At 44.5% G+C, this 11,457-nt stretch carries 9 protein-coding genes; 4 read left to right on the forward strand and 5 right to left on the reverse strand.

The genetic code is table 11. The features are described 5' to 3' along the window. Positions 1 to 94: 94 nt before the first annotated feature. From ispE to C7Y66_RS28095, 3 genes are all read right to left on the reverse strand, one after another. Positions 95 to 1,036 (reverse strand): 4-(cytidine 5'-diphospho)-2-C-methyl-D-erythritol kinase, encoded by a 942-nt coding sequence (ispE, locus tag C7Y66_RS28085; RefSeq protein WP_106548087.1) that lies wholly within the window; start codon positions 1,034 to 1,036, stop codon positions 95 to 97. A gap of 138 nt (positions 1,037 to 1,174) precedes the next feature. Further along, entirely contained in the window at positions 1,175 to 1,990 is an 816-nt protein-coding gene (gene rsmA / locus C7Y66_RS28090) for a 16S rRNA (adenine(1518)-N(6)/adenine(1519)-N(6))-dimethyltransferase RsmA (RefSeq protein ID WP_106548088.1), read from the reverse strand. A 71-nt stretch (positions 1,991 to 2,061) separates the two neighbouring features. Further along, positions 2,062 to 2,469: a fosfomycin resistance glutathione transferase gene (locus C7Y66_RS28095; protein ID WP_106548089.1), complete on the reverse strand. Its 408-nt coding sequence runs from the start codon at positions 2,467 to 2,469 to the stop codon at positions 2,062 to 2,064. Between the two features lie 217 nt (positions 2,470 to 2,686). Here C7Y66_RS28095 and C7Y66_RS28100 point away from each other — a divergent pair, with 217 nt between their 5' ends. The 4 genes from C7Y66_RS28100 to C7Y66_RS28115 all read left to right on the forward strand — a co-directional run bounded on the left by C7Y66_RS28100 (position 2,687) and on the right by C7Y66_RS28115 (position 9,225). After that, complete coding sequence (locus C7Y66_RS28100) at positions 2,687 to 3,904, forward strand: HlyD family efflux transporter periplasmic adaptor subunit (RefSeq protein WP_106548090.1); 1,218 nt, start codon at positions 2,687 to 2,689, stop codon at positions 3,902 to 3,904. A gap of 224 nt (positions 3,905 to 4,128) precedes the next feature. Continuing rightward, positions 4,129 to 5,295, forward strand: a complete 1,167-nt coding sequence (devC, locus tag C7Y66_RS28105) for an ABC transporter permease DevC (protein WP_199197690.1) — start codon at positions 4,129 to 4,131, stop codon at positions 5,293 to 5,295. Positions 5,296 to 5,299: 4 nt separating this feature from the next. Continuing rightward, positions 5,300 to 5,977, forward strand: a complete 678-nt coding sequence (locus C7Y66_RS28110; RefSeq protein WP_015155470.1) for a DevA family ABC transporter ATP-binding protein — start codon at positions 5,300 to 5,302, stop codon at positions 5,975 to 5,977. Positions 5,978 to 6,204: 227 nt separating this feature from the next. Beyond that, positions 6,205 to 9,225 (forward strand): GAF domain-containing protein, encoded by a 3,021-nt coding sequence (locus C7Y66_RS28115; protein WP_106548091.1) that lies wholly within the window; start codon positions 6,205 to 6,207, stop codon positions 9,223 to 9,225. A 97-nt stretch (positions 9,226 to 9,322) separates the two neighbouring features. On the opposite strand, the gene C7Y66_RS28120 is transcribed toward C7Y66_RS28115, so the two are convergent. Further along, positions 9,323 to 10,192 carry a helix-turn-helix transcriptional regulator gene (locus C7Y66_RS28120; protein WP_106548092.1) on the reverse strand — a complete coding sequence of 290 codons (870 nt, stop codon included), beginning with the start codon at positions 10,190 to 10,192 and terminating at the stop codon, positions 9,323 to 9,325. An 82-nt stretch (positions 10,193 to 10,274) separates the two neighbouring features. Continuing rightward, a complete protein-coding gene (locus tag C7Y66_RS28125; RefSeq protein WP_106548093.1) occupies positions 10,275 to 11,387 on the reverse strand; it encodes an aspartate carbamoyltransferase catalytic subunit in 1,113 nt (370 codons plus the stop codon). Between the last annotated feature and the right edge of the window lie 70 nt (positions 11,388 to 11,457).

The following is an 11,457-nucleotide window of genomic DNA, read 5'->3' on the forward strand; positions in this document are numbered from 1 at the left end:
CTAATCCCCACTCCCTTCGGTCGTGGGGAAGAGCGAGTTCCCCCTTGTCCCCCTTGTCCCCTTCTTCCCTGCTCGTGCGCTCGTGCGCTCCCTATTAACTGACTTGAATTCCCCCACTACACATTCGGGCAATCCATAAGTCTAGATCGGGATCGGGGATGATTTGGCGGACTTGCTGGTGTACCTGCTGAGCTTGTTCTAAAGAAGTACATAACGCAAATACCGTGGGACCAGAACCAGACATCATCGCACCATTAGCGCCGCTGTCTTGAAATGCTTGTCGCAGTTGCGAAACTTTTGGGTATTCTGGTAACACGACTTTTTCTAAATCGTTGTGCAGTTTTTGGGCAATTTCTGCTCCATCTTCATGAATAATCGCTTTCACCATCGAACCTGAGTGGACGGCTTGAGCGCGAGATTCTAAGTTCTGAATATTTCTCGTGTATGTATGACCGAAGGTGGCGCGATAGGTTGAATACGCCCAAACTGTAGAGACTGCCAAACTACGGTGTTTACCGAGAACGACGTAGAAATTATCGAGACTGGGGAGAGGAGAAAGCTGTTCTCCCCGTCCTGTGGCGATCGCTGTTCCGCCTGCAATACAAAAAGGTACGTCAGAACCAATTTGGGCTGCGAGTTCCTGCAATTCCGATTGCGTGAGTCCCAGTTTCCACAATAAATCTATGCCGACCAAAACGGCAGCAGCATTGCTAGATCCTCCTGCTAAACCAGCCGCAATTGGGATCTTTTTGTGAATCGTAATTTCTACCCCGCCATATTGAGCAAAACTTTCTGGAAATTGTTTCGCCATCAGTTCGGCGGCGCGATAAGCGAGATTGCTCTTATCTGCTGGAACTTGGGCATTATCGCAGTGAACGCGGATTGTATCGGTACTAATTGCCCGCAGATCGATTTTGTCAGCCAGATCGATACTTTGTAGGATCATGACCAATTCGTGATATCCGTCTGGGCGATCGCCTAAGATTTCCAGATACAAATTTATTTTTGCCGGAGCAATCAGAGAATAGGAACGCATTCAGTTATCAGTTATCAGTTATCAGTTATTCAGTTATCAGTGACTAGTGGAACTAGTGACAAGAATTGAGTCTGGTTCCACTAGTCACCAGCCACAAGCCCACTCACCATCAACCAACTACCAACCACCAACTACCAACTACCCATCACCTAACCCATTACTCAAATTTACCCATTGAGTCACGCTTAAATCCTCAGCGCGGGCTTGGGGGTTTATATTCAATTCTTGCAGTAAATGGTTGAGGCGATCGCTATCGACTATTGCTTTTAGATTATTTCGTAACATTTTCCGCTTGGCACTAAAACCGATTTTGACTAAAGCTTCCAATTGCTTCGGATTGTTGGCTACAGTTGACAACGTTCGCGGACGCAACCGTACCACGGCAGAATCTACTTTTGGTGGTGGTTGAAAAGCTCCTGCTGGGACAATACAAATCTGTTCGCAGGCTGCTAAATACTGCACTCTGACAGACAAAGCCCCAAATGCTTTCGATTCAGGTTTAGCATATAGTCTATCTGCCACTTCTTTTTGCACCAACAATACAATTGATTCATATGGCTCTGGGTTAGGTTCGGCAATTGTACCCAGGAGTTTTTCTAGAATTGGACCAGTAATGTTGTACGGAATATTAGCAACAACTTTATTTGGCTTTTGAAAATTTGGCAGTGGAGCTAATAAAGTCGCTAAATCTAAATTTAGAAAGTCACCTTGCAATAGTAAAAAATTTTCTACTTTCTTTAATTTTTGTGTTAGCAACTGACAGAGATCGCGGTCAATCTCCACCGCTACTACAGATGAGGCGAGAGGTAAAAGCCGCCGAGTTAAAACAGCCGTACCAGGACCAATTTCTAAAATGCGATCGCCTTGTTGAATCTCCGCCGCCTGTACGATCCGATCCAAAGCTTTCTCGCTCTTAAGCCAGTGCTGAGCAAATTGTTTTCTAGTTCTTATCACTTTAAATGAGTCAATGTCTAGTGAATAGTGAGTAGTGAAGAATGACCGATTACCAATTACTAATTACCACTCTAAATAAAAAATTCCATTCCTTCGTAAGGCTGTGCTTTTACTGCCTCAATTCTTGCCTGCAAATCTCCAACATGAATTTCTAACTTATGCCCATCTGGATCTAGAAAATAGAGCGATCGCCCTTCACTACTATTTTGCTGCCAAATGGTAGCAACATCAGAGATTTGACGCTCGATTTTCTGAAAATCTGGTTCGGCAATACTGAATGCTATATGAGTGTACTCTGGTAACGCGCCTTGTCTTGCTTGCCGATCTAAAGATAAACACAACCATAAATTGCCAGCTAGAAGATATGCACCACGCCGCCATCGTGCCACTGGCTTGCAGCTCAGGACTTGAGTGTAAAACACAAAAGCTCGGTCTAAATCTGATACTGATAGCGTGATGTGGTTGATACCAGTAATCATTTTGACACTCACCTACTCTTCATAAATTCTTTCTGCCCTCTGCCTTTCTACAACAACTAAAACTACAACAGCGAAAAAAATATCAAATAAGGTAGAAAAATTTGCATAGTTACTGTAGTCAGACATTCCCTACGATGAGACAGAAGCGATCGCAGCCTGCTTCATCTTAGCTTTGTGGCGCGGGAAAACAATATCCGAGCGTAACAATCGATCCATCATGTCAACCGTTAGGGAAAAGAAAACTCAGTTCGAGGAGGAATCAGGTGCGAAACCCAAGGGTTGGTGGCGGATCGCCTTAGCTCTAATTCTGGGAATAGCAACGGGAGCTTTGGCGCTGAGTAAATTTCAGCAGAGTCAAACCTCCGCACCTGCACCCGTAACTCAAAAACCCCCAAAGATAAATGCTGTTAGTGCCTTGGGACGTTTAGAGCCGCGTGGAGATGTGATTCAATTATCTGCCCCTAGTTCTTCCTTTGCTCTGGAAGGAGCAAGAGTACTTCAGTTGATGGTAAGAGAGGGTGAAAGAGTACGTAGCGGTGATGTTATAGCCGTTTTAGATAACCGCGATCGCGCTTTGGCAGCTTTAGCCAAAGCCAAGGAAGATGTCAAAGTCGCTCAAGCAAATTTAGCCAAAGTCAAAGCAGGGGCGCAAACTGGAGAAATTGAGGCACAGCAAGCAACAATCGCCCGCCTGCAAGCCGAACTCGCCGGACAACAGCAAATCTTACAAGCAGCGATCGCCCGCCTAGAAGCCGAGCAACGTAACGCCGCGATCGATTTGCAACGATACCAGCAGTTGTATCAAAACGGTGCGATCTCCTCTCAAGAACTCGATCGCCGCAGTTTGAAGGCTAAATCTGCTACCGAACAATTAAATGAAACACAATCGACTCGCCAACAGACGATCGCGACGCTGGAAAGGCAAATTGAAGCAGCAAAAGCCACGTTAAATCAAATTCAAGAAGTTCGTCCTGTAGACGTGCAACTGGCACAATCTGAAATTGACAGAGCGATCGCGGCGATGAAACAAGCTCAAGCAGACATGGCACTCGCCTACGTGCGCGCGCCAACTGACGGTGAAATTCTCAAAATTCACACTCGCGCCGGAGAAAAGATCGGTTCCGCAGGCATTGCTGAAATGGGACGTACCGAGCAAATGATTGCCATTGCCGAAGTCTTAGAAGAAGACATTGGTAAAATCCGCCTCGGTCAAAAAGCCGCAATCAGAAGCGAGAATCTTGCCTTCGCTGGAGAACTAAGAGGTACAGTCATTGACGTTGGCAGGCAGATCGGTAAACAAGACGCACTCGACAGCGATCCCGCCGCCGATGTCGATGCCAGAGTTGTAGAAATCAAAGTCGGTCTACCCCCAGAAGCCAGCCAACGAGTTTCCGGTCTTACCTACGCCAAAGTTATTGTCAAAATTAATATTTGATTTGGAAATGGGTAATAGGTAATGGGTAATAGGAAAGAAATCTTAGGGGCGGGTTCACCTAAAATCTCTTTTCATAGCGAATTAGGCGTGGTAAATCCACCCTATTCAAGTAGGAGCGAGTTTCTCGAATATCCCTGAAAAAACAAAGAGTTTTGCACTTAAACCCTTTCATACCCAAATCATCAGAATTTTATCAATTACCAATTACCAATTACCAATTACCAATGAGAAAATTTATTAAACGCAAAATTCCGTTAGCTTGGTTGCAATTGACTAGGGAAAAGCCTCGGCTGCTAGTTGCACTAGCTGGAATTGCCTTTGCTGATATTCTCATGTTTATGCAACTAGCTTTTCAGCAAGCTTTATTTGATAGTAACGTGCGTTTGCATTCTAGTTTAGATGGCGAAATTGTCTTAATCAACCCTCAATCTAACGCCATCAATTTTTTAGAAAGCTTCTCTCAAAGACGCTTATATCAAACTTTAGCACTTTCAGAAGTTGCATCCGTACATCCTATATATTTAGGCTTGACTGAATGGAAAAACCCCGAGACTAGAGCGCTAGCTGAGGTTTTAGTTATTGGAACTAATCCCAGAGATAAAGTTTTCAATTTACCAGGGGTACAACAAAATATAGAAAAAATTAAATTGCCCGATGTCGTCCTCTTCGATCGCGGTTCTCGACCGGAGTTTGGCGCGATCGCTTCTGAGTTCGAGCAAGGGAAAAAGATTACAGCCGAGGTAGGCGGAAGACGAATTAAGGTAGGAGGAATAGCTGAATTAGGAGCATCTTTTGGTTCTGATGGAAATTTGATTACCAGCGATCAAAATTTTTTGCGCTTATTCAAAGATCGAAAGTATGGCTTAATCGATCTAGGTGTCATTAAATTAAAACCAGCGGCAAATGCTGAGATAGTTTTAGAAAAGCTGAGGCAATATTTACCTGATGATGTCAAAGTTTTTTCTAAACAAGAATTTATCGATTACGAAAAAGACTACTGGGCGCGCAGTACTCCAATTGGCTTTATATTTACCCTCGGAACAATTATGGGTTTCATTGTCGGAACCGTCATTGTTTATCAAATTCTTTATAGCGAAGTTTCCGATCATTTATCTGAATACGCTACTTTAAAAGCAATGGGTTATACTCAAACCTATTTATTGTTAGTCGTTTTTCAAGAAGCTTTGATTTTAGCCAGTTTGGGTTATGTACCTGGGTTCGCTTTTGCAATTTTACAATACAATTTAGCTAGAAACGCAACTTTGCTGCCAATTTTTATGACTGCTAGTCGAGCAGTCATGGTATTTCTATTAACGGTTCTCATGTGTTTTATTTCTGGTTTTATTGCGGTGCGTAAACTGCGCTCTGCCGACCCAGCAGATATTTTCTAAGCAAATGAAAAAAGAACCTGCGATCGCTATCCATAATCTCAATCATTACTACGGTAAAGGGGCACTTAGAAAACAGATATTATTTGATATTAATTTAGAAATTAACCCTGGAGAAATTACCCTTGTAACTGGAGCATCAGGATCGGGTAAGACGACATTACTAACTTTAATTGGCTGTTTGCGTTCCGTGCAAGAAGGAAGTTTAAAAATTTTAGGCAAAGAACTTTTTGGTACGAGTGAAAAACAGCTAGTAAAATTTCGTCGGCAAATTGGTTATATCTTTCAAGCTCACAATTTATTAGGATTTTTAACAGCAAAACAAAACGTACAAATGTCAGTGGAATTAAACCGCGATCTATCTCCATCATCTGCTGAGGCTAGATCGACAACTATATTACAAACTGTAGGTTTGGGTCATCGAATTGATTACTATCCAGACAATCTTTCTGGAGGACAAAAACAACGAGTTGCGATCGCGCGTGCTTTGGTAAACCATCCAAAAATCGTCCTAGCAGACGAACCTACAGCCGCATTGGACAAGCAATCGGGACGCGATGTCGTCGAACTCATGCAATCTCTAGCTAAAGAACAAGGATGTACTATTTTGATGGTGACTCACGACAACAGAATTCTCGATATTGCCGATCGCATTGTCGATATGGAAGACGGTCGTTTAACCTAAAAAATTGCCAACAAACAAATAAAGAATCGACAACCATATTGATAACCAGCGACCGATTAAAGCGATAGGCTATTTTTAAGTCAAAAGTTAAAAGTCAAAAGTTAAAAGTCAAGACTGTTAACAACTGAGCATGAATTATCCCAACTGATAACTGACACCTGACAACTTTGTACAGACGTTACATGTAACGTCTGTACTGATAACTGGTAACTGACAACTGAAAGAATATGCCTAAGACTCAAGATCCCTTTCCTCAGTCCAAAAATGGTAAGGCAAATTCTAGTAACACTCTGGGTACAGAATCTCATCAAGGGGACTTGAAGAAAAGTAACACGGTACGACCAATTCAGCAGATGCGATCGTGGAATTTGAAATTGAAAGCAACGATCGCGGCTGTTGTTGCTAGCGCCCTTCCAGCACTAGTAGTTGGTACGACGAATTACTTGGGAACTCAGGCAATTCACAAACAAGTTACTCAAGCCAGACAGCAAAATGTCACTGAGTTAACCACAACAGAAAATGCCCTGCAACGGCAACTACAATCGCAAGTCCTGGAAACTGGATTAATCGCAGCTTGGGCGGCGGCGATCGCATTTTTTTTAGTGCATCGTGCTATTCGTCCAGTGCTAGATGCTACAGCAGTTTCTACTAAATTAGTCAATAGATTGAGTCAAGAAGATCTAGATGCTCGCGATCGCGTTGCTGGTCAAGACGAATTAGTTGCCCTAGAGTCAAATATCAGCGCGATCGAACAACAATTGCCAAAACTGTTATGGCAGCAAGAAGCTGAAGCCGAACGTGCCAGAATCTTGATGAAGATCGCGCACCAGATCGGGGAATCGCTATCGGAAGCAGATGTCCTGAGAACGACTGTAGAAGAAGTCCGTAAAGCCTTCAAAGCCGATCGCGTCGTAATTTTTCGGTTCGATCGTGACCGAAAAAATTCCGAACTCCGAATTCCGAATTCCGAATTCCGAATTCCGAATTCACTCGACTGGGATGGAACTTTTGTAGAAGAATCGGTAGCATCGAGCTATCCCAAAATGTTGTGGGCGACAATCGATACAAACTTTTTCCAAGGAGAAAACATCGAGTTATATCGCCACGGTCGCGTGCAGGCAATTGATAATATTTATCAAGCGGATCTGCCTGATGCTCGGATTGGACTACTAGAGAGATTCGCGATCGCGTCACAATTGAGCGCGCCAATTATCAAAGACAATCGGCTATATGGCTTATTAATCGCCAATCAGTGTAAGCAGTCACGCTCCTGGCAGCACTCGGAAATCGATTTAATTGCCCATGTAGCAACACAAGTCGGGTTTGCGCTCAAACACGCTGATTTGCTCGAACAAATAGATACGAAAGCCAAGCAAGCCAAGCTATCGATCGATATTACCCGTCGCATTCGAGCTTCGCTCAACGAAGAGGATATGCTTAAAACTACCGTTGAAGAAGTCCGTAAAGCGATGAAAACAGATCGGGTCATCGTTTATGGCTTTGACTTCAATTGGTACGGTACGGTCATCGCTGAATCAGTCGTACCAGGGTTTCCCAAAGCTATGTGGGCGCAAATTCAAGACCCGTGCTTTGCTGAAGATTATGTAGATAAGTATCAGCAGGGTAGGATAAATGCGATCGAAGATATCTATGCTGCTAATTTAAGCGAGTGTTATTTACAACAACTCGAACCATTTGCAGTCAAGGCAAATTTAGTTGCACCCATACTCAAAGACGATCGCTTATTTGGCTTATTAATTGCCCATGAGTGTGCTAAAACCCGTCATTGGCAGCAATGGGAGATCGATTTATTTACCCAGTTAGCCGCTCAAGTCGGATTTGCCCTCGACCATGCTAGGTTGTTACAACGTATCGATGCTGAGGGTTCTCGCAGTCAATTACTTGCACAGGTAACGCGCCGAATTCGAGCCTCGCTCAACGAAGAGGACATTCTCAAAACTACCGTTGAGGAAGCCCGTAAAGCGATAAAAACAGATCGCGTGCTGGTGTATGGTTTTGACGCTGACTGGTACGGTACGGTCATCGCCGAATCGGTCTTACCAGGATTTCCTAAAGCTATGTGGGCGCAAATTCAAGACCCGTGTTTTGCACATGGTTATGTTGAAAAATATCAGCAGGGAAGGGTAAACGCGATCGATGATATCTATGCTGCGGATTTGAGCGAATGCTATTTGCAACAGCTAGAACCGTTTGCCGTCAGAGCGAATTTAGTTGCCCCGATTTTGAAGGACGATCGCTTGTTTGGTCTGTTAATCGCTCATGAGTGTGCCAAGCCGCGCCATTGGCAGCAATGGGAGATCGATCTATTTACCCAATTAGCTACTCAAGTCGGATTTGCCCTCGACCATGCTAGGTTGCTCAACCAAATCGATCGAGCCTATCAAACGGCTACAGCGACATCTCAAGAGGAACGCCAGCAAAAAGAGGGACTTCAGCGTCAGATATCAGAACTGCTGCGAAGTAGCCAAACCTCTGTCAAAACTCTTTCCCAAGAAGCGATCGCCCAAATGGACTCGGTTACACTTGCCTACGATCGCGTCCAGGCTGTCGCTCAAGTCACGGAAAAAATCGTTGCTACCGTCCAAGAAGCAGAACGGCAGGTTGAGCAAGCCAAGCCAACAGTAGAAACTGCCGATCGGGTTGTCAGTCAAGCTGTAGATACGATTGTTGCTACCCAATCGGCAATTATAGACGTTACCCAGAAGTTAGATCGCCTCGATCGCGCCACTCAAAAGCTACCGAGGATGATGGAGACGATCGCTCAGGTGATGTATCAACTTCAGTTGCAGACGATGAATATTAAGTTTGCTGTCTCCCGCACTAGCAACGGCAGAGGTGAAGAATTTACTTCTATGTCAGAGAAGATACTCTCTTCACTTCAGCAATTGGAGACAGAATTTAGCCAAATTAAACTTTTGGTTGCCAACATTCAAGCGGAAACAAAAGAAGCCGCGATCGCAATTGACGGTTCGGAAGCAATTTTCAATCCGCAATTAAGGGCAGAAACTCAGCAAAAGCTAGATCGAATTGTTGCCTTCAGCCTACAGATGATTGCCTTTTTTGAACAAGTTTCTCAAGTTGCAGCTAACCAGTCAGAAGTTTCAACTTCAGCCGAGCGAGCTATTGTCGAAGCAGCAAGCATCGCTAGCAAAACTTCAGCCCAAGCAATGGCAATGGCAGAGTCTTTAACAAAACTCGCCGCCGTCACTCAAGAGCGATCGCAATAGGTAATTGGTAGTTGGTAGTTAGTAGTTGGCGAGAGGCAAGAGGTCTATTAATTGTGAATTGTGAATTGGTAATTCTTCCCCTAGCCTCTAGTCTCTCTCAATTGCCCATTTCCGTTCTCAACCGCTGTTCCAAATTTTGCAGATCTACGCCTAAATTTCCCAGCACTATTACCGCCATTCCTTGCCCTTCACGGAGAATTCCTAGTAATAAGTGTTCCGTACCAATATGACGATGTTTGAATTCTCGTGCCTCTGTTAGGGCGAGTTCTAAGCATTGTCTTGCCCTTGGGGTAAAAGGAATTTCTGGCGGCGAACCCGTGCCTTGACCAATTCTTTTTTCTACTTCAGCTCTAGTATTCTCAAAATTGACTCCCATTGCAGTCAGAACTCTTGTAGTCATTCCACTTTGTTCGCCGATTATACCGAGTAATAACTGCTCTGTACCGATATAATGATGTTTTAAACGCTTCGATTCGTACTGAGCCAAAATAATCGCTTGAATTGACTGTTGGGTAAATCTTTCAAATCCTATAGGTAGAGCAATTTTATGAAAGATACTGCCGAAAAAACTTTCTAGCGATCGCAAAAATCCTTCAAACATAAATCCTGCCTGAATAGATTCATTGTGAATTAATTCCGCAGTCTCGTAAGCCTTATTTGTAGATAAAGCCTGTGGGCGAATACTGCAACCGTTGTACAAAAAGGACAATAAATCTTCCATCGTTGCGGCATTGGCTGAATACCAGAGAAACTGTTTATCGCGTCTGGAAGTTACTAAACCCTCATGTCGTAACTTTTCCAAATGGTGCGACAAGGTGGAATTAGGAATATTCAGCACGGCTTGAACTTCCCCTACCGTTTTCCCTTCTGGATAAGCAGCAAACAGCAGCCGCATAATTTCCAACCGAGGTTCCGACCCCAGCGCCGCAAAAATATCTGCGTACTGAGCCGTATCTTTATTTTCCATATTTCTAGTTTAATCGAAATAAAAAGAATGTCAATAGATTAGACCAAACTACTTAGCCCCCTTTTTAAGGGGGTTGGGGGATCTAAACCTTACCACCACCCATGAGATACAACAGCGCCATCCGCACCGCTACCCCACTGGTTACCTGCTGGGAAATTAGACTGAACTGGGGATCGTCCATCAGATCGGAACTAATTTCTACACCACGATTAACTGGACCTGGGTGTAAAACTTTAACATCAGGTTTACAAAGTTGTAGGCGATCGCGCGTAATCCCAAATAACTGATGGTACTCTCTAATACTTGGTAAAAGATGCTGCGTCATGCGTTCCCTTTGCAACCGCAGCGTCATCACAAAATCTGCATCTTGTAATGCAGGTTCGATTTGCCAATGAAGGAATAGCTTGCGAGTTGGTAATTGGTAATTGGTAATTGGTAATTGGTAATTAGTGGCTGGAATTACTCCCTTGTCTCCCTTGTCTCCCTTGTCCCCCTTGTCCCCTTGTTCCCCTACTCCCAGCTCGTCCCTGCTCCCAGCTCGTCCCTGTTCCCCAACAAACTCCCCAAACAGCTGCGGTAACAATGTCGGTGGTGCGGCGAGGTGGACTTCTGCCCCGCTAGCGGTTAAGCTCCAGATATTCGATCGCGCTACCCGTGAATGAAGGATATCCCCGACGATCGCAATTTTTTTCCCCTGTAACAGTTCCAAGCGCGGACGATCGGGATCGAGCAGAGTGCAAATTGTAAATAGATCGAGTAAAGCTTGAGAAGGATGTTCGTGCTGTCCGTCCCCAGCATTCAAGACTCCGACGCGGACACCCAAGCGATCCATTTCAGCTGCGATCGCTTGAGGAACTCCCGCTTCTCGATGGCGGATCACCATCATATCGGTTCCCATTGCCAAGTAGGTTTTTGCCGTGTCTAATATTGTTTCCCCCTTCGTCAAAGAAGAGGTAGAGGCGGTAAAGTTTAGCGTATCTGCCGATAAACGTTTGGCTGCTAATTCAAAACTGCTGCGGGTACGAGTCGAAGATTCAAAAAATAAATTCGTTACCACCTGTCCTTGTAAGGTTGGGACTTTCTTCGTCCGCCGCGTCAACACCTCTCGAAAACTTGCAGCGGTCTGCAACACCGTGTTGTATTCTTCCGGCGTAAAATCTTCTAGAGACAAAATGTGATGGCGATTCCAGATCATGGGGAGCGATCGAGCGCACGAGCAGGGAAGGACAGGGGGGACAAGGGAGATAAGGGGGACAAGGGAGACA

This window comes from Chroococcidiopsis sp. CCALA 051 (assembly GCF_003015105.1).
GTDB lineage: Bacteria > Cyanobacteriota > Cyanobacteriia > Cyanobacteriales > Chroococcidiopsidaceae > Chroococcidiopsis > Chroococcidiopsis thermalis.